The following is a 16,506-nucleotide window of genomic DNA, read 5'->3' as shown; positions in this document are numbered from 1 at the left end:
ACGGAAGGAGCGCAGGGATGCAAGAGAGGGCCGCCCGGACGCGACGGACCCTGGTCTCCGCCGCCGCCTGCGAGTTCGACCGCAGCGGCTACGCGGGGGCGTCCCTGGTCCGGATCGCACGGTCCGCCGGGATCTCCTTGGGGGCTCTGACCTTCCACTTCTCCAACAAGGAGGAGCTGGCGGAGGTGGTCCGGGCCAAGGGGCACGATGCCACCGTGGCCGTCGTGGACCAGGTCGTGGACCAGCTACGGGCCCGTCAGGAGCCCCCGGTGGAAGCGGTGGTGACCCTGACCCTCGCACTCGCCGGCCTGCTGGAGGCGGACCTCTGCGTCCGCGCTGCGGCCCGGCTGACCAGGGAACTGCCCGGGTGCACGCCCGACTGGACGTCGGCGTGGGTCCCGGTGATCGGGGAGTGTCTGAGGCGGGGCGGCGGCTCGGGCCGGGTGGGCTCCGTAGCCGACCCGGCTCACGTCGCCGACCCCGCCGACCCGGCCGATCCGGCGTCCGTAGCCGATCCGGCCGATCCCCCCGACCCGGCCGCGCTCACCGTGCTGGCCACCCACCTCGTCGCCGGGGCGGAAGCCGACCTGCGGCGGCGGGCCGGACACGAGGGGGAACCCGCCGGGCGGACGGCCGCGCAGCTCGCCCGGATCTGGGACCTCGTCCTCGGCGGCTTCCGGTCCCGGGGCGGCGGCTGACGAAGGGGCTAGGGGGTGTCTGACAATTCCCCGTGGAAGAAGGAGCGGGGAATTGTCAGACACCCCCTAGGGCCCCCGGCGGTCAGACTGCGCTGGTGCCGCCGTCCACCGGGACCGCCCCACCGGTGATGAAGGAGGCCTGGTCGCTCAGGAGCCAGGCGGCCGCACGGGCCACTTCCACCGGTTCGGCCAGGCGTTGCTGGACGGCTCTGGCAGCCGCGGCCTGTTCCAGCTGCGGGAAGGCGAGGATGGCGTCCTCCATCAGGTCGGTACGGGTGGCACCCGCCATCAGAGCGTTGATCCTGATGCCGTGCTGCCCGTACTCGGCCGCCGCGGCCCTGGTCAGGCCCAGTACCGCGTGCTTGGCCGCCACGTACGGGGAGATCGCCCCGGTGGCGAACTGGCCCGCGGTGCTGGAGGTGTTCACGATCGCGCCGCCCATCTCCTGCCGGATCAGCACCGGGAGCTGCTGCTTGAGGCAGTTCCAGACGCCGCGGACGTTGACGTCCATGATCTGGTCGAAGAGCGCGTCGTCCGTCTCGTGCAGGCGGGGCCCGATCGAGCCCCAGCCGGCGTTGTTGAAGGCGCCGTCGAGTCCACCGAAGGCCTCGACCGCCCGGGTGACCGCGCGTTCCACGTCCGCCGGGGCCGTCACGTCTCCGGCCACCGCCTCGGCGCGGCCGCCCGCGGCCCGTATCCCGGCGGCGAGTTCCGCCAGCCGGTCCTTGCGGCGGGCCATCAGCACCACCGCCGCCCCCTCGGCCGCGAACAGCCGCGCGGCCGCCGCGCCGATGCCGCTCGAAGCCCCCGTGACCATGATCCGCTTGTCCCGCAGCAATCCCTGGCCGTGTTCCATCCCGCGCCCTCTCCCTCACCCCAACGCCGCCCACCCGGGCCGGTGTTCGCCGGGCCCGCCCGTACGGACCGCCCCGCGTGGGTCTCAGCTTGCCATTCATCCAGTGCGGCGCCGGTCCCGGCCTCGTGGTGGGTGGGCCGCGTCCCGTACTGGACGCGGCCCACATCGCCGCGAGGTACCGTGCCGAGCGCCGCGACCGGGGGCAGCCTTCCGGCCACACGAGCGGCCTCGCGTTCGGTGGGCTGGTGCGCCGGCTCGAAGCGGATTTCGGAGCCCCGTGCGAGTCCGAGCGGGACACCCAGGACTCCAGCAAGTACGGACGCGTCCGCATGCCTGCGGAGGCGACGGTCTGTGGGGAGCGGATCGTGGTCTGCGTGAGCAAGTTCGGCTGAGCGTCCCCGAAGAACTGCTGGAAAGCGACTACGAAGGACCCAGCGCGCTCGAGCAGTTCGCGGCACGGCCCACCTGGTGGACCCGGTTCTTCGGCACGGTCTGGTGATCCGCCCGTCCGCCGTACCCCCGCGGTGCCAGGGGTCGCCCGGGGCAGTGCGCCGCCCCCGGGGCGGCGGATCGGGCACGCGCTTCCCGGGGGCGGCCGGGAGGCCGCCGTCCCGTCCCGTCGGGCTGGACCAGGTGCCCGGCCTGTGGTCCTTCCCGTCCTTCAAAGCTCGGGGTGCAGCCAATGGGCTGCACCCGGGGCCGGACTCGCTGCAACGAGATCCGGCCTGTTCCCCTGTTGGTGTCGAGTGGCAACGGCCCGGGGAGACCGCGTCTTTGAGATCCGCCCCAGGAGGGCGGACATGGTTTGGCCATGTCCCGGACATGGCTGTGTCTGCCCGCATACGGACATGGCTCCGGGAATCGTCCCGGAGGGAGGGAGGTCGGCGGTGGGCGGTCAGGGACCGCGTCCGAGGAATCCCCCTGGTCAGGATGGGCGTGCTCCGCCCTGCCCCCGGACATGCCTGTGCCTGTCGGCATGCGGACATGACTCCGCGGTTCATCCCGGAGGGAGACGGGCGGTCAGGGACCGCCTCCGAGGAATCCCCGGAATCCCCTCGTCAGGACGGGTGTGCTCCGCCACGTCTCGGGCATGCCCGGCCTGCGGGCATGTGGGCGTGGCTCCGGGAGTCAGCCAGGAGCTGGGTGCGGTAACCCGTGCCAGGGCTGGGTGGGCGAGTCCCACGGCGGCGCGGACGTGCTCAGCCGGCCGGAGCCGCCGGCGCAGACCGGCAACACGACGGCTGGTGCGCAGAGCAGGGCGACCGGCGAATGCAGGATCCAAGTCATGGTGTGCATCGCCTTCACTCCCTCCGTGGGGCCCGACTCGTTTCGGGCTATGGATTGGAGGTTGCGGGATCCGGACCGCCGGGACAAGGCCCCTTGGACTCCGTATCCGGGACAGGGTCCCCCGCACCGTGCGAGCGGGGCCGGAGCATCGCCCCGGTGACCTGCGGCGGCGGTGCTGATGCCATCTCAACTTCCAGTGGGACAAAGTGAAACGGAGCCCCGAGGGGCGCTGGACGCGCTCATGGAGGGGACCTGAACCTTGGGGGAGGTCTATGACCTTCGGTCCTGCAAGGCCGTCGGTCAGCTGGTGGACCTGTCGAGTGGCAACGAACCCAGGAGAAACAGTTGAAGAAGAAGACCGCGCTCGCAGCCGCGGCGTGCGTGGAGGCTCCGACGACGAGCACCGGACCGCTGGTTCCGGTGCCCGCCACGATCATCGTGGTCATCGTCATCCTCCTCACCGCCGCACTCACCGTGTACGGGATGCCGGTGAACACCGTCGTCACCGTCCTCGCCGTCGGGGGCATGCTCGGCATCGAGCTGATCCGCCGACTGGTCGACACGCTCACCACCCTCCGCCGGGCCCTCTAGGGGACCCCGGTGGGGCGCACTCACAGCGCCCTGGCTGAGCACACCGCCCGGGACCTGGCGCAGTGGCTGTTGTCACTGCGCCGGGTCTCGGGCCTCAGCATCAGCCAGGTGGCGAGCCGAACCGAACAGGTGGGCATGCCCACTTCCCGCAGCACCCTGTACCGGGCCGAGCTGCTCCCCGTCCCCGGGCAGCGGCCCAGCGTGCCCGCGTGGCCGGTCGTCGAGGCGTACGCCAAGGCGTGCGACGGCAGCATCACCGAGGCGAGGCGGCTGTGGACGAAGGCCGCCGCGGCCCCGGCCCCCGGGAAGAACGGCTCCGTCCCGCGCCGGCCGGCGATGGCACCCCAGTACATCTCCGAGCCCGCCGACCTGCTCCTCGCCATGCGGGACCTGCGGCTTCGAGCCGGAAACCCCTCGCTGCGCGAACTGGAGAAGCGGGCCACGGCCCACCCCGGCGCCGTCACCGTGCTGCCGCGCAGCACGCTCGGCGCGGTGCTCAACGGCACCCGGCGCTGCCGCAGGGACTTCCTCGCCGACTTCGTCCGGGCCTGCGGTGTGACCCGGGAGCCCGAGGTCATGCGCTGGGTCGGGGCGTGGGACCGCATCGAGGCCTCGTACAACGACACCGCCGACCACGACATGCACCACCGACTGACCGTACTGGAGGAGGACCTCCACCACACCAAGGCCGTCCTGGCCGCCGTGCTGCCGAAGCCCCGCCCCTCGGACACCGGGCGGCCGCACACCACAGAGCCGGACCCCGGGCCGATCGCCGGACCGGTCACCGAGCCGATCACCGCACCGGGCGCCGGCACCCCGGTCCACGCCGGGCCCACCCGCACCCGTCGGCCCCGGCAGTGGCTGTCGGGGCTGGTCAGGAGCATCGCGGCCGCGGCCTTCTGAGAACCGTGGGCGGGAGCGTCCGGTGCCCCGGGCGCTCCCGCTCACGGTCGGCAGGCAGGGCTACGCCGCGCGTCCGCGGGCCTCGCCGTACTCGATCCTCTTGAGCGCGCTCGGCACGGCCGCGGCCTGGAGCAGGCACTCCCAGATCTCAGTGATCCGCTGGGGCAGGTCCGCGTGCGCGCTCTCGACGAAGGAATGCATCTGCGCGCCGGTACAGGCGTTGACCACCACCCGGGCGAGCGCGGCGACGTCGGTCCCCGCCCTCAGCTCCCGCATGCCCTGCGCGACGAGCAGGTCCTCCAGGATGATCTCGGTCCACTGCCGGTGGGAGTTGTCCGCCGCCGGGGTGAACTGCTCCTGTTCCCAGACCAGTCGGGCGCCCGCCCGCAGGACCGGGTTGGAGGGGAGCTGCCAGGCCCAGGTGAGCGTCACGTCCACGGCGTGCTGGAGCCCGCGCGAGGGGTGCGGCGGGATCACCAGCTCGGGCTGGCCGGCCACGATGTGCCGGGCCAGCTCGCCCTTGTTCCTGAAGTGGAAGTACACCGCGCCCAGGGTCACGCCCGCCCGGTCGGCGATCTTCATCACGCTGGTGCCGGCGAAGCCCTGCTCCGCGAACTCCTCGGCCGCGGCCTCGATCAGCGCGGCGCGCGTCCGCTCGGCCCGCTCCTGTTTCACTGCCCGCACGGCCACGTGCTTCACCCACTCTTCATCCGGCTGGCTTCACTAAAAGAAAAATATTTTCTATTTTATGCACGAGGGGTGGATGGTGTACCCACACACCGCACCGCCCGGTGAGACAAGCATTCCAGGGGGCACGCCGTCATGAGATCAACCGCGACCAGCATCACCCACCGCGCCACCGCCGCCGACACCGGCCCCGACGCCGGCCCCGCGGCGTTATCCGGCCCCGCACCGTCGGCCCGTCCCGGACTGGAGTCCCTGGTCGGCAAGTCCAGGCCGGACGAGACCCTGGTCACCGACTGGAGCATGGTGTCCGACACCCTCCAGCGGGTCACAGTGCGGTGGCCGCGCGACCACTCCTTCTACACCGCGAACGGGCGCTACAGCCCCCTGATCTTCACCGAGAGCCTGCGCCAGGCGCTGGCCCTGCTCACGCACAGCGTGCACGAGGTCCCCCTCACCCACCGGACCGGCTGGGAGTACTTCGCCTCCTGCGTCGACCCCGCGGCGCTCGCCATCACGCCGGAACCGGGACTCGAGACCGTCACCCTGCTCATCAGCCACCTCTCCGTGAAGCGCCGCCGCCTCGGCTCGGTGCACCTCACCTCGACCGTCGAAGCGCGGCGCGGCGAGCAGCCCATCGGCGCCGCCGAACTGCGTTACAGCGCCCATCCGCCCGCCCTCTACGACCGGCTGCGGGGCACCTACGCGCAGGCCTCGCAGGCCTTCGGACGGGCCCTGCCGCTCACCCCGGCGGTGCCGGCCGCTCTGGTGGGCCGCCCGTACGAGCGGGACGTGGTCCTCTCCCCCACCGCCGCGGAACGCACCTGGCAACTGCGCGTCGACGTGGGGCACGGAGTCCTGTTCGACCACCCGCACGACCACGTACCGGGCATGGTGCTGCTGGAGGCCGCGGTCCAGGCGGCACAGGCGTGCGCGGACCGGCCGGTGGTGGCCACGGCCTTCGAAACCGAGTTCCACCGGTACGTGGAGTTCGACCGGCGCTGCCTGGTGACGGCGGAGCACGTGGCGCCCGACAGCGCGGGGCGCGACCGGGTCCGGGTCACCGCTACCCAGGAGGGCCGCCCCGTCTTCTCCGCGACCGTGGCGACCGTACCGCTGCGCCGGGACTGACGGCCCGGGCGGCGCACGTCGCACGGTGCTCGTCACACGGCACCGGTCACGCCGCGCGCGGCAGTCCGGGCTCGCCGAACCAGCGGGTCAGGGCCAGCCGTAGCTCCTCCGCGTCCCCGGCATCGCCCAGGGCCGACCAGACCGCGTAGCCGTCGGGGCGCACCAGCACGGCGCCGGTGCCCCACGCGTCGCTCGCGGCCGTGGCCGTCACCACGTCCACCCGGTCGGCCCAGGGCGCGGCCAGGGTGCGCAGGCCGAGGTGGCCGGCCAGGTCCAGGAGCAACGGGCGTCCGCCGTGCAGGAGTTCGGCCAGGCTGGTGGGCCCGTCCGCGGTCTTCAGGGGCAGGCTGGGAACGAGCGGCCGGCCAGCGGGTCGAAGGGGCGCGCGCCCACCGGGTACGTCACCGCGGTGCCGGTGATCATGGCGCTGAGGTAGGCGTTGACCTCGTCGAAGTGCATGAGGTCGGAGAAGAGCTCGCGCAGCGCGTCGGTGCGCGGATCGGGATCCATGAGCGCGACCTGGGCCCGTACGTTGTGCAGGACGGCGGCCGCGACGGGGTGCCGCTCGCTCTGGTAGGTGTCGAGCAGTCCCGGCGGCGCCCAGCCGCGCAGCTGGGCGGCGAGCTTCCAGCCGAGGTTGACGGCGTCCTGCAGCCCGAGGTTCACGCCCTGGCCGCCGGCCGGGAAGTGCACGTGCGCGGCGTCGCCCGCCAGCAGGACCCGGCCCTTGCGGTAGAGCTCCGCCTGGAGCGAGGCGTCGCTGAACCGGGAGATCCAGGCGGGGCTGTCCATCGGGACGGGCCGGCCCGCGATCCGCTCGACCTCGGTGCGCAGTTCGGCGAGGGTGACGGGTGCGTGCCGGTCCTGGTGCGGGCCCCGGAAGTCGTAGGTGCACACCCGGCTCAGCCCGTACGGGTTGGTCCACAGCAGCGTCCAGCCGCGCGGGGTGCGCTGCCAGCCGCCGGGCGCTCCGGCCGGGTCCAGCAGCCGTACCTCGCCCATGAGCGCGGCGACGGTCGGCCCGGCGCCCAGGAACCGGATGCCGCTCAGTTTGCGTACGGCGCTGCGTGCCCCGTCCGCTCCGACGACCCAGCGTGCGGTGAGGGTGCGCTCGGCGCCGCCGGGGGCGCGGACGCTCAGGCGCACGTGGTCGGCGTACTCGTCGAGGCCGACGAGCTCCGCGCCCGGGACCACATGCGCTCCGAGCCTGGCGGCGTCCCGTGCGAAGACCTCCTGCGCCCAGGCCTGCGGGCTGCCGACGATCACCGGGCCCTCCTCGACCACCCGTGACAGGTCCAGGTCGAAGAGGGCTCCGAAGTGGAAGCCCACCGGGCCCCGGGTGGAGCGCGTGGCCACGCGGTGGCCGGGCTGCACGGCTTCCAGCAGGCCGCGGCGGTCCAGCGTCTGCGCGGTACGGGCGTGCAGGGTGCTCGCCTTGGAGATCCCGTTCGGCTCCGCCAGCCGTTCCAGCACGGTCACGTCGATGCCGAGCAGGGCCAGTTCGCGCGCGAGCAGGGTGCCGACCGGTCCGCCGCCGACCACGGCCACCTCGGTGTCGACGCCCACCTCCCGCACGCCCGCGCCGGCGCTCGCGGTGTCCTGTCCGGCATCCATGGGGCCTCCCTCGTCGGTGCTGCTCTCGGGGAACTAACACCGCCCGGGGCAGGGGAGTTGCCGTGCGGGCGCTTGGCCCGATCCTTCAGCGGCCCTTGCCAGAGTGCAGCCATGAGACAGAGCTGTCGCGAACGAAGGGGTGTGTCATGACGAGCATGCCGCTGACCGGGAAGGCATTACGGCTGGCGCGGTTGTCCCGGGGAGGTGACGGCCGGTATCTGTTCATCCCGCTCGATCACTCTGTCGCCGACGGGCCGATCGTGAGGGCGTCGGAATTCGCCGGCCTAGTGGCGGACATCGCGGAGGGCGGCGCGGACGCCGTCGTCGTCCACAAGGGCAGGGCGCGGATGATCCCGCCGTCCCTGCTGACCCGCACCGGACTCGTGGTGCACCTCAGTGCCAGTACGAACCACGCACCCGATGTCGACGCGAAGGTCCTCGTCGGCGACGTGGAGGAGTGCGTGCGTCTGGGCGCGGACGCCGTCAGCGTCCACGTCAACATCGGCTCCGACACCGAGGCCGACCAGCTGAGCGACCTCGGGACCGTGGCGGCCGCCTGCGAACGCTGGGGCATGCCCCTGGTCGCCATGATCTATCCGCGCGGGCCCCGCGTGGACGACCCCTTCCGACCCGAGCTCATCGCCAACGTGGTGGCCATCGCGGCCGACCTCGGCGTCGACATCGTCAAGACGGTCCTCGCGGCCCCGCCGGAACGGATGGCGGAGGTGGTCGACAGCTCCCCGCTGCCGATCATCGTCGCCGGCGGCGGTGGCGGGTCCGACGAGAGCCTCACCGCGTTCGCCGTGTCGGCGATGGCCAACGGCTGTGCCGGTCTGGCCGTCGGCCGTCGCGTCTTCACCAGCTCCTCCCCCAAGCAAGCGGTCCAGAAGCTGGCCGCGATCGTCCACGGCCATGGGCTCGCGGCCGAGCCCGAGCCTCACCCCGAACTGGCAGGTGCCCTGTGAAATTCGCCTGGATCGACCTTCGCTCCGTCCCCGCCGCCCACCTCGAAGCGGTCATCGACGCTGCCGTGCACGCCCGTGTCGACGGCATCGTCGGCAGCGACCCCGAGGTGCTGGCCACGCTGCCCGCCACGGTCAAGCGCATCCTGATCGGCGCCGAACGCCCCGAGAACCAGGGCCTCGACGATCTGATCGTGCTGCGCGAGGTCGCCGGCAACGACCACCTCAACGAGTTGCGCGCCCGTCACCAGAGCGGCGAGAAGGACATCGCCGCGCTGGTCAACGTGACCGACGACCCGACCCTGACGCTGGCCTGCGAGACGGCGATCGCCCTGCCGTACACGGTGGTCCAGTTCAAGGACCCGACCAAGATCCCGCTGGAGATCGTGATCGCCGCGGCGGACCGCGCCCCGGGCCAGCTGATCTGCCAGGCCGACGACCTCGAAGAGGCCAAGGTCATCATCGACGTCCTGGAGAAGGGCTCGGAGGGCGTGCTGCTCTCCCCGCGCAGCGCCAACGACGTCTTCGAGCTCGTCGAGGCGCTGCGCGTCAAGACGCCCGACCTGAACCTGACCACGCTGACGGTCGACTCCATCGAGCACCTGGGTCTGGGCGACCGGGTGTGCATCGACACCACCTCGCACTTCGAGAAGGACGAGGGCATGCTCATCGGCAGCTACGCGCACGGGTTCATCCTGTGCGTCAGCGAGACGCACCCGCTGCCGTACATGCCCACCCGTCCGTTCCGCATCAACGCGGGCGCCCTGCACAGCTACGTGTTCGGGCAGGACAACCGGACGAACTACCTGAGCGAGCTCAAGGCCGGCAGCCCGGTCCTCGCCGTGGGCGCCGACGGCCGCACCCGCCGGATCGTCGTGGGCCGCATCAAGCTCGAATCGCGTCCGCTGCTGAGCATCAAGGCCACGTCCCCCCAGGGCGTCGAGGTCAACCTGATCGTCCAGGACGACTGGCACGTACGGGTCCTCGGCCCCGGAGCGAGCGTCCTGAACGTGACGGAGCTCAAGCAGGGCGACCAGGTCCTCGGTCACGTCGCCACCGACAAGCGCCACGTCGGCTGGCCCGTGGGCGAGTTCTGCGTCGAGAAGTAGCCCCGCAGCAATACCGCAGCCCGCATACGCCGGCCGGTGCCGTGCCCGCTCCGTGGCACGGCACCGGCCGGCGGGGACGTACCGGCCCCGGAGAAACGATGAGCGACGATGGCTGGTGGGGCGCCGAACTCCTCGCCTCCGCCGACCCGCGAGCGGTCTGGGCGGAGGCGGGCGCAGCCGATCCGTCCGCCGGCGTCTCCTTCGAGACCCTGCGCGTACGGACCGCGCGCCTGGCCCGCACCCTGACCTTCCACGGAATCCGTCCGGGGGCCTGCGTGGCCCTCCACGGCTCCCCGAGCTTCACCCACCTGTGGGCGGTCTTCGCCCTGTGGTCGATCGGCGCGCAGGTCGTCCTGCTGGAACCCGCCCTGGGCCGCGCGGAACGGGAGGCGCTGCTGGAACTGAGCGACCCCCAGTACGTGGTGACCCTCGGCGAACTGCGCCGCGACGAGCAGACCTTCGTCCCCGAGTGCGAGGTCCTGGTGCGGCCGCGGCCGCGCGGCCGGGCCCCGCGCACGGACCACTGCCTGGTGCAGTTCTCCTCCGGCACCACGGGCCGCCCCAAGGCGGCCGGCCGCACTGCGGACTCACTGCTGACCGAGGTGCGCCGCCTCGGACGCCTCCCCCTGATGCCCGGGGCCGGCGAGCGGGTGGCCGTACTGGAACCGGTGGCCCACTCGTTCGCGCTGATCGGCGGGGTGCTCCATGCCCTGGCCGTGGGGGCGAGCGTGGTGTTCCCGGCCGCCGCCGACCGCGCCTCGGTGGTCTCCGCGGCCGAGCGCTGCGAGGTGCTCCTGGGCCGCCCGAACCATTTCGTGCAGCTCGCCCAGGCCCCGGCCGGGGTCCGGCTGCCACGACTTCGGCTGGCCGTGTCCGGCGGCGACGCCCTCCCCGGTGAGACGGCCGGAGCCTTCGCCCGACGCTACGGGGTCCTCGTGGGCCAGGCCTACGGCACGACGGAGACCGGCATCGTGGCCACCGACCTGGCGGGCACGCACGGACCGGGTTCGATCGGCGTACCGGTGCCGGGCGTGCGCACCCGGGTGTCCGGCGGAATCCTCCAGGTCCGGATCCCCCACTCCCCGTACCCCTACGAGGCCTCGCCGCTCCACGAGGGCTGGCTCTCCACCCATGACCTGGTGGCGCGCGATCCGGCGACGGGCGCGCTGCGGCTGCGCGGCCGGGCCGGACGGACCTCCTCGGGCGCCGACCTGCTGGACGTCGAGGCGGTGCTGCGCGCCCACCGGCACGTCACGGACGCGGTGGTACTGGGCGGAGCGGATCCGGTGGAAGCCCACGTGGCGGGCACCGAGGAGCTGCGCCCGGCCGAACTGTCCGACTGGTGCCGCCGCTTCCTCGGCGAGGGCTCCGCGCCCCGCCGCTTCCACGTGGTCCCCGAACTGGCCCGCTCCGCCAGCGGCAAGGTGCTGCGCGACCGGGCCCGGCTGCACGCCCGGGGCTGGGCTCCGCCGCCGGGCCTCGCGGGACGGAGGCCCTGATGCCCGTACTGGCGGCCGCGCCGCCGGCGACCGGCTACGAGAGCGACGAGGAACGCTGGCGGGCGGTCCGGGACGGCGACGAGGCCGCGGACGGGAAGTTCTACTACGTCGTCCGCACGACCGGCATCTACAGCCGTCCCTCCTGCGTGGCGCGCCTCGCGAACCGGGAGAACGTCGAGTTCCACGCCACCTTGGAGGAGGTCCGCGCCCGCGGCTACCGCCCGTGCCGCCGCTGCCACCCCGACGAGCCGGTACTGAACCGCTACTACGCCGATACGGTGGCCCGCGCCTGCCTCCTGATGGACGAGGCGCTGGCACCCCCCAACCTGGACCTCGTGGCCCGGTCGGCCGGCTACAGCCGCTTCCACTTCCACCGCATGTTCAAGTCCCTGACGGGCGTGACCCCGTACGCCTACTGGACGGCGGTGCGCGCCCGCCGGGTGCGCGGCGAACTGATCCGGGCCCGGACCGTCTCCGACGCCATCTACCAGGCCGGTTTCAATTCCAACGGCCAGTTCTACGCCGCCTCCTCGGCCATCCTCGGCATGACCCCGCAGGAGTTCCGCGCGGGCGGCGCGGGCGTGCGCATCAGCTCGGCGACGGGCGCCACCACCCTGGGCCCGATCCTGGTCGCCGCGACGGCCAAGGGCGTGTGCGCCGTCCTCTCGGACGGCGGGAGCGCCGGTGATGCCGGGGACACCTCGGACGCCGGCGCGGGCACGCCCCTGCGCGCCCGCCTGGCGTCCCTCTTCCCGCACGCCACCCTTGCCGCCCCCGACCCGGCCTTCGACGAACTCGTCGAGCAGGCCCTCCTGCGGGCCGAACTCCCACTGACAGGGCGGGACCTGCTCCCGCCCGAAGCCTTACGGATCTCCCTGCGCGAACGCATCCGCCAGGAGCTCGCCCCCCAGCCGGCGCAGGCGACCGCCCCGCCGTCCCGGGTGGCCGCCCTGCGCGCGGCGGTGTGACCGTCAGGCGCGGTGGAGGGCTTGCCGCAGCCGGGTGGCCTGGGTGACCAGGCGGGACTTGCCACCCCGGTTCGCGGTGGCGGCGAGACCGGCGGGCTCCGGCGACACCGCCCCGGACCGCTCCACGCACTCGGCGGCCGTGGCCAGCAGGTCACCGGTGCCGCGTGCGTCGGCCGAACCGGTCAGCAGCGCGGGGAGCACGGCGGACAGCACGGCCCAGGTGGTCGCGTAGGCGCCCGTCGCGGCGGCGGTGCGCAGCGAGTCGGCGAGCCGGGTGGGCTTGACCGTGCCCAGGCCGATCAGCTCGGCCAGGTCACCGCCGAGGCGTACGGCGTCCAGGTCTCCCCGGGCCGCGAGGGTGAGGAGGGCGTCCACGGCACTGAGCCGGTTCTCGGTGTGCCGGGCGCCGAGCCCGGTGGCGACCGCCAGGTGCAGGGCCGGACCGGCGGGACCGCCGGCCGCGGCGAGCAGGGGGAGTCCCATGGGGGCCGCGCGCCCTTCCTGGACGGCGTCGTCGATGAGGGTCGGGAGGGACCAGGCGGCCAGCGCCTCCCGGTCCTCGGGCACCACCGCGAGCAGCAGGGAGGCGTCTCCCTCGGCGTCCCAGCAGCGCTCGTCCGGCGTGCGGGCGCCCGCCAGTTCGTGGAAGAGGTGCGGGAACTCGCGCGCCACGGTCGTCCGCTGCCCGGTGTCCATCACCAGGCGGGCCGGCGTCGTACCGCCCCACCGGTGGTGCACCTGCGGCGCGGTGCGCCGGGTGACGGACACCGGTGCTCCGTCCGCGCCGAGCCAGGCGGCCAGCCGGTCACCGGCCGGCGTGCCGAGGGCGGCGGCCGCGGGGACGACGGCCGTGTCCCGGCGGACCCGCAGCAGGGCCTGGGCGAGGTCCGCGGGGGCGGGATCCGCGCCGAGGCGTTCGTACTCGGCCAGGCGCTCGACCAGGACCCGGGCGTCCAGGGAGCCGGTCTCCTCGGTGGGCGTGGCGAGCAGGAAAGGCAGGGGCCCGGACGCGACGAGCCGCGCGGCCTCGGTCACGCGCGCGTAGGTGGCGGACCCCAGCGCGGTGTGGTGGCAGTCGCTGCGCCACGATACGAGCGCCTCCGGTTCCGGGCCCGTCGGCGGCCTGTCCATGACCGCGGCGGCCACGTGCTCCAGGCCGGGGAGTTCCGAGGTGTAGTAGCGGGACCGTTCGGGGTCGAGCCACCAGCGGTCCGCCAGGGCGGTGCCCAGGGCCCGGGCGAGGGCCGCACGGTCCCGGTGGGAGTGGCGCACCAGGCCGTCCAGGGCCCGCTCGAACTCCTCGACGGTCGCGGTGCGGGAGTTGACGACCGCCGCCACGAGCTCCACGGTCTCGGCGACCGTCTCCGGGGACGGCGCGAGCGGGGCCGGTACGGGGACCGGCGGCAGGAGCTCCTCGTACGGGTCCTCGTCCCCGGCGGGCTCGGCGGCGGCTCCGAACAGCTCCACCGCCCGGGCCCGGTGCACCGGACTCAGCAACTGCGCCCGGTCGGCGAGTTCCCCGCGCAGCCCGGGGTCGTCCGGGAGGTGGGCGGCGACCAGTTTCAGTGCCCGTTCCTGGATGTCGGTGTCCGCGTGCCCGAAGGCCTCGCCCAGCTCCGGCAGCAGCTCCGGGGCGGCGTCCGGATCGCGGGTGAGTTCCTTGCCGATCAGTACGAGCTGCGCCCGCACCAGCTTCTTCTCGGTGCGGAACAGGACGGCGGCCGACATCTCGGCGAGCATGCGCGGGGTCAGACCGCCCGCCGCGGCGACCCGGGACAGGGTCTGCTGCGCGGTCCCGGCGATGACGGACGGGGCGTCGGCGGCCAGCGCGATCCAGTCGGCGGCCCGCTCCCGCTCCTCCTCGGCGGTCGGCCGGAGCGCCTCCAGGATCGCCTGGTAGGGGCCCAGCTGGGCCGGCTTGCCGCCGCGCAGCAGCCGCGAGGTGCACCCGTCCAGCAGGACGGCGCGGTCCAGGAAGCCCTCATCGGTCAGGGCGGCCAGAGCGCCCGGCCACTTGTTGCGATCGGCCGTCAGCCAGCGCGTGTCGAAGGCGCGGACCGGTTCGGCGGTCTCGAAGAGCCGCGGAACGAGCGCGGTGGTGTGGGGAGCCTCGCGCAGGGCCTCCACGAGCGGTGCCGGGGTGGCTGCGACCGCCGCCGCCCAGCCTTCGACGCAGCCGTCGGTGGTGGGCACCGGACAGCCGGCGAGCCGGACGAGTTCGCTGATCAGCGGATAGTCCTCCTCGGCGGTGGAGGACCGGTCGGCAAGCCGGTGGGCGAGCTTGCCGAGCCACTCGGGATCCCGTCCGGACAGGACCTCGAGCAGTACGGCGGTCGGCGGCAGCGGCCTCCAGCGGCGCAGGTCGGCGGCACCGATCCAGGTGGCGGCGGCGGCCGCCCCGGTGAGGCAGCCCGCCCCGGCGACCACCAGGGCCGGGCTCATCAGGTCCCGCTCCTGCCAGCGCTCCCACCCCGAGGCCCGCAGTCCGGCGCGCAGCTCCTTCAGCCCCGCGAGCAGCACCCGGCGTTCCGAGGGCCCCAGCGGCGCGAGGAGCCCCGGCAGTTCGGCGGCGCGGCCGGTCCGTACGGCTTCGAGGACGTCGGCGGTGGTGGCGGGGGCTTCGGTGGTGGGGGCTTCGGTGGTGGCGGGGGCGTTCATCGTGCGGCTCCGGAAGGGACGGCGGGTGAGGTGGAGGTGGTGGTGGCAGAGGAAGAGGCGGCCCGAAGGGCCATCCGGGTGGCGAGGGCGTGCTTGCAGGGGCCGCGCCGGCCCCGGTAGTCGGCCCACCACTGGCAGGTGCAGCTGAGCGCGCCGCCCGACTCCCGTACCTGGTAGCGGCGTTCACCGGAGGCGACCACGGCGGTACCGGACCGTTCCAGGGTCACGGCGCCCGCCTCGAGCAGGGCCCGGGCGGCGACCAGACGGGGGTTGTGGCGCTCGGCGCGCCGGGCGTCGTACGGCAGTTCACGGTGGAAGTACGCGGCTTCGGCGACGTCGTAGCCGACCCGGCCCGCCGTGCCCAGCCGAGTGAGGGCGGCCCGTACGCGCTCCACCGGCAGCCCCGACTGTTCGGCGAGGTCGGCCGGGTCGATACGGGGTTCCCAGGCGAGCAGGACCGAGATGAGCTCGGCGTCGCCGTCCGCCGCGTCGGTGGCGAGGGCCTCCAGGACACCGCCCTCGCCGGAGAAGCCGCGATCGGCTTCCGGAGACAGGGTCAGCGTGAGCCGCATCCCGGGCAGGCCCACCTCCCAGGCCGAGGCCGTGGGGTTGGCCCCGTCCGGAGCGGGACCGTACACGCGCAGACCGGTGGCGTGCCGCAGCACCCGCTGGAAGGCGGCGAGCCGCTCCGGACCGGGCAGGCAGACCGCGCCGGGCACCGGCCGGGTGGTGGGGCGCAGCGTACGGCCCGCGGGGACCACCCACAGGGCGCCGCTCGCGGCGCCGCCGCCCGCCGCGGTGCGCGGCAGGGACCTCAGGAAGCGGGCCGTCTCCGCGGCGCCGAGTTCGGCGCGCAGGTCGAAGCCGGTGGTGATGGCCTGGGACTCGGCGAATCCGCGCAGCCAGCGCTCCGGCAGCGGAACCTTCTTCTCGACGACCGGCCCGTCGAGGGTGGTCACCGCCATCTCGTCGGGGCCGACCCGCAGGTGCAGCGGGTCGTCGCCGCTCAGCCGGGACAGGGCTTCGCGCAGCGGGTTGTTGACGTCGACATTGGTCGTACCGTGGCCGGTGTCGGCGCCGCGCAGACCGTCCGGCAGCACGTCGAGCCGGGCGTACACCCCGCAGCACCCGGAGAACGACTCGAAGCGCAGCCGGTCCCCGTTGCCGGTGACCACCGGGTCGAGGGAGGCGCGCAGGGTCTGCCGGTAGTAGCGGGCCGCGGCCACGTCCGCGACGGCGAGCAGCGCCCGCGCGGCCGCCTGAGGGGCGCTCAGGAACCCCGCGAAGAACCGGGGGTGGGCCTCGGCCCCGGTCGGGGTCAGGCCTCCGGCCGTCTCCAGGCCGAGGGCCCGGCCGCCCGCGCCGGCGGCGGTGAGGGAGGAAGGGCGTGCGTAGGCGAAAGTGTGTGCGGTCCGCGTCATGTCCGAAAAACTAGGCGTGACCACTGACAACGCCCTTCAGGGCGCCGCCCGGATCACGGACCGCTCGCCTCCCGCCGTACCGATGGGCCGTACCGGCGGGAGGGCGAAGGGGGCGCGCCCCGGGG

The 16,506-nt window shown here is 73.8% G+C and carries 15 protein-coding genes; 9 read left to right on the top strand and 6 right to left on the bottom strand.

Going from position 1 to position 16,506, the window contains the following annotated elements; translation table 11 throughout:
• The first annotated feature begins 17 nt into the window (after window positions 1-17).
• Window positions 18-698 carry a TetR family transcriptional regulator gene (locus tag AC3IYJ_RS42115; RefSeq protein WP_489403498.1) on the top strand — a complete coding sequence of 227 codons (681 nt, stop codon included), beginning with the start codon at window positions 18-20 and terminating at the stop codon, window positions 696-698.
• Window positions 699-780: 82 nt separating this feature from the next.
• Here the strand turns inward: AC3IYJ_RS42115 and AC3IYJ_RS42110 are convergent, their stop codons facing one another.
• Window positions 781-1,554, bottom strand: a complete 774-nt coding sequence (locus AC3IYJ_RS42110) for an SDR family NAD(P)-dependent oxidoreductase (protein ID WP_489403497.1) — start codon at window positions 1,552-1,554, stop codon at window positions 781-783.
• Between the two features lie 89 nt (window positions 1,555-1,643).
• Between AC3IYJ_RS42110 and AC3IYJ_RS42105 the strand changes: the two genes are divergently transcribed.
• The 3 genes from AC3IYJ_RS42105 to AC3IYJ_RS42095 all read left to right on the top strand — a co-directional run bounded on the left by AC3IYJ_RS42105 (window position 1,644) and on the right by AC3IYJ_RS42095 (window position 4,335).
• Window positions 1,644-1,946, top strand: coding sequence for a hypothetical protein (locus AC3IYJ_RS42105; protein WP_489403496.1), 303 nt, complete (start codon window positions 1,644-1,646; stop codon window positions 1,944-1,946).
• 1,240 nt (window positions 1,947-3,186) lie between these two features.
• The gene (locus tag AC3IYJ_RS42100) at window positions 3,187-3,432 is read left to right on the top strand and encodes a hypothetical protein (RefSeq protein ID WP_489403495.1); all 246 of its coding nucleotides are present in this window, start codon (window positions 3,187-3,189) and stop codon (window positions 3,430-3,432) included.
• Between the two features lie 9 nt (window positions 3,433-3,441).
• On the top strand, window positions 3,442-4,335 hold the full coding sequence (locus tag AC3IYJ_RS42095) for a hypothetical protein (protein WP_489403494.1): 894 nt from the start codon (window positions 3,442-3,444) through the stop codon (window positions 4,333-4,335).
• A gap of 60 nt (window positions 4,336-4,395) precedes the next feature.
• Here AC3IYJ_RS42095 and AC3IYJ_RS42090 read toward each other — a convergent pair whose 3' ends face one another.
• Window positions 4,396-5,034 (bottom strand): ScbR family autoregulator-binding transcription factor, encoded by a 639-nt coding sequence (locus AC3IYJ_RS42090; RefSeq protein WP_489403493.1) that lies wholly within the window; start codon window positions 5,032-5,034, stop codon window positions 4,396-4,398.
• 123 nt (window positions 5,035-5,157) lie between these two features.
• On the opposite strand from AC3IYJ_RS42090, the gene AC3IYJ_RS42085 reads away from it, so the two are divergent.
• Window positions 5,158-6,150, top strand: coding sequence for a ScbA/BarX family gamma-butyrolactone biosynthesis protein (locus tag AC3IYJ_RS42085; RefSeq protein WP_489403492.1), 993 nt, complete (start codon window positions 5,158-5,160; stop codon window positions 6,148-6,150).
• A gap of 46 nt (window positions 6,151-6,196) precedes the next feature.
• On the opposite strand, the gene AC3IYJ_RS42080 is transcribed toward AC3IYJ_RS42085, so the two are convergent.
• Both AC3IYJ_RS42080 and AC3IYJ_RS42075 read right to left on the bottom strand, forming a co-directional pair.
• A complete protein-coding gene (locus AC3IYJ_RS42080) occupies window positions 6,197-6,451 on the bottom strand; it encodes an aromatic-ring hydroxylase C-terminal domain-containing protein (RefSeq protein ID WP_489403593.1) in 255 nt (84 codons plus the stop codon).
• A 35-nt stretch (window positions 6,452-6,486) separates the two neighbouring features.
• Window positions 6,487-7,764 carry an FAD-dependent oxidoreductase gene (locus AC3IYJ_RS42075; protein ID WP_489403491.1) on the bottom strand — a complete coding sequence of 426 codons (1,278 nt, stop codon included), beginning with the start codon at window positions 7,762-7,764 and terminating at the stop codon, window positions 6,487-6,489.
• A 155-nt stretch (window positions 7,765-7,919) separates the two neighbouring features.
• On the opposite strand from AC3IYJ_RS42075, the gene AC3IYJ_RS42070 reads away from it, so the two are divergent.
• From AC3IYJ_RS42070 to AC3IYJ_RS42055, 4 genes are all read left to right on the top strand, one after another.
• Entirely contained in the window at window positions 7,920-8,729 is an 810-nt protein-coding gene (locus tag AC3IYJ_RS42070; protein ID WP_489403592.1) for a 2-amino-3,7-dideoxy-D-threo-hept-6-ulosonate synthase, read from the top strand.
• Entirely contained in the window at window positions 8,726-9,835 is a 1,110-nt protein-coding gene (locus AC3IYJ_RS42065) for a 3-dehydroquinate synthase II family protein (protein ID WP_489403490.1), read from the top strand. Before AC3IYJ_RS42070 ends, AC3IYJ_RS42065 begins: the two co-directional genes overlap by 4 nt.
• Before the next feature lie 98 nt (window positions 9,836-9,933).
• On the top strand, window positions 9,934-11,334 hold the full coding sequence (locus AC3IYJ_RS42060; RefSeq protein ID WP_489403489.1) for a class I adenylate-forming enzyme family protein: 1,401 nt from the start codon (window positions 9,934-9,936) through the stop codon (window positions 11,332-11,334).
• On the top strand, window positions 11,334-12,302 hold the full coding sequence (locus AC3IYJ_RS42055; protein WP_489403488.1) for a bifunctional transcriptional activator/DNA repair enzyme AdaA: 969 nt from the start codon (window positions 11,334-11,336) through the stop codon (window positions 12,300-12,302). Before AC3IYJ_RS42060 ends, AC3IYJ_RS42055 begins: the two co-directional genes overlap by 1 nt.
• A 3-nt stretch (window positions 12,303-12,305) precedes the next feature.
• Here the strand turns inward: AC3IYJ_RS42055 and AC3IYJ_RS42050 are convergent, their stop codons facing one another.
• Complete coding sequence (locus AC3IYJ_RS42050) at window positions 12,306-14,960, bottom strand: DUF7824 domain-containing protein (RefSeq protein WP_489403487.1); 2,655 nt, start codon at window positions 14,958-14,960, stop codon at window positions 12,306-12,308.
• Window positions 14,957-16,381, bottom strand: a complete 1,425-nt coding sequence (locus tag AC3IYJ_RS42045) for an SWIM zinc finger family protein (RefSeq protein WP_489403486.1) — start codon at window positions 16,379-16,381, stop codon at window positions 14,957-14,959. Before AC3IYJ_RS42045 ends, AC3IYJ_RS42050 begins: the two co-directional genes overlap by 4 nt.
• Window positions 16,382-16,506: the final 125 nt, after the last annotated feature.

The sequence above is a fragment of the Streptomyces sp. GL_140 genome (genome assembly GCF_057834465.1).
This window is presented reverse-complemented; position numbering and strand designations above follow the sequence as displayed.

Coding starts and splice junctions, on each gene's coding strand:
- AC3IYJ_RS42060 (WP_489403489.1), top strand. CDS start 9,934: ATGAGCGACGATGGCTGGTGGGGCGCCGAACTCCTCGCCTCCGCCGAC.
- AC3IYJ_RS42050 (WP_489403487.1), bottom strand. CDS start 14,960: ATGAACGCCCCCGCCACCACCGAAGCCCCCACCACCGAAGCCCCCGCC.
- AC3IYJ_RS42070 (WP_489403592.1), top strand. CDS start 7,920: ATGCCGCTGACCGGGAAGGCATTACGGCTGGCGCGGTTGTCCCGGGGA.
- AC3IYJ_RS42110 (WP_489403497.1), bottom strand. CDS start 1,554: ATGGAACACGGCCAGGGATTGCTGCGGGACAAGCGGATCATGGTCACG.
- AC3IYJ_RS42055 (WP_489403488.1), top strand. CDS start 11,334: ATGCCCGTACTGGCGGCCGCGCCGCCGGCGACCGGCTACGAGAGCGAC.
- AC3IYJ_RS42115 (WP_489403498.1), top strand. CDS start 18: ATGCAAGAGAGGGCCGCCCGGACGCGACGGACCCTGGTCTCCGCCGCC.
- AC3IYJ_RS42075 (WP_489403491.1), bottom strand. CDS start 7,764: ATGGATGCCGGACAGGACACCGCGAGCGCCGGCGCGGGCGTGCGGGAG.
- AC3IYJ_RS42085 (WP_489403492.1), top strand. CDS start 5,158: ATGAGATCAACCGCGACCAGCATCACCCACCGCGCCACCGCCGCCGAC.
- AC3IYJ_RS42045 (WP_489403486.1), bottom strand. CDS start 16,381: ATGACGCGGACCGCACACACTTTCGCCTACGCACGCCCTTCCTCCCTC.